The organism is Neisseria sp. P0009.S007 (assembly GCF_051962515.1).
On record NZ_JBQCVF010000484.1, the window covers coordinates 1 to 1,077 of the forward strand.

General features: G+C 51.6%; 1 protein-coding gene. It reads left to right on the forward strand.

Translation table 11 applies throughout. From position 1 onward, the window contains the following. Nucleotides 1-314: 314 nt before the first annotated feature. Nucleotides 315-1,077 (forward strand): shikimate dehydrogenase (gene aroE / locus ACTHS3_RS14235; RefSeq protein ID WP_440368276.1); only part of this gene is annotated, 763 nt, incomplete at its 3' end.

A 1,077-nucleotide genomic window follows, 5' to 3' on the forward strand; every position in this document is an offset into this window, starting at 1 on the left:
CCTCAAACCAAGCCCGATTATGGGTGCGGCTATCCACATCGCCATAGGTAACACCATCATCATTAAAGCTTAATCCTACCCAATCTGTCGCTACAGCCTGAGTTGCTAATCCCACCGTTAATAATGCTAAAAGTAACATCTTTTTCATGCCAAACCTCTGTAATTTTTATCAAAAAATAAAGTTGTATTATAAAAAATGGATTTTTCAGGTAGCAAAAAATTATATCATGCCGTTGTAAAGCGCATTTACCCTCCAGCGTTCCCATCTTCCCTCCGTCGTTATAAAATAGCTGTCCTATTTTTGGAATACAACCATGACAACTATCTCCCGTTACGCCGTTTTCGGCAATCCTGTTGCACACAGTAAATCGCCGCAAATCCATCAGCAATTCGCACTTCAAGAAGGCGCGGCCATCGAATATGGGCGCATTTGTGCCGAAATTGGCGGTTTTGCTGAGGCTGTTGCGGCGTTTCGTGCCGAGGGCGGGCAAGGTGCGAATGTAACTGTCCCGTTCAAGCAGGAAGCTTTTGCGCTGGCGGACGAGCATTCCGACCGCGCTTTGGCTGCCGGCGCGGTCAATACGCTGGTGTGGTTGGAAGACGGCAAAATACGTGGCGACAATACCGACGGTATCGGTTTGGCCAACGACATCACGCAGGTTAAAAATATTGCCATCAAGGGCAAAACCATTTTGCTTTTGGGCGCAGGCGGCGCTGTGCGCGGCGTGATTCCGGTATTGAAAGAACACCGCCCTGCCCGTATCGTCATTGCCAACCGTACCCACGCCAAAGCCGAGGAATTAGCGCAGCTTTTCGGCATTGAAGCCGTCCCGATGGCGGATTTGAACGGCGGTTTTGATATCATCATCAACGGCACGTCCGGCGGCTTGAGCGGCCAGCTTCCTGCCGTCAGCCCTGAAATTTTCCGCGGCTGCCGCCTTGCCTACGATATGGTTTACGGCAAAGCGGCGCAGGCGTTTTTGAACTTTGCCCAAAGCAGCGGCGCGGCCGAAGTTTCAGACGGCCTGGGCATGCTGGTCGGTCAGGCTGCCGCCTCTTACCATATTTGGCGCGGAT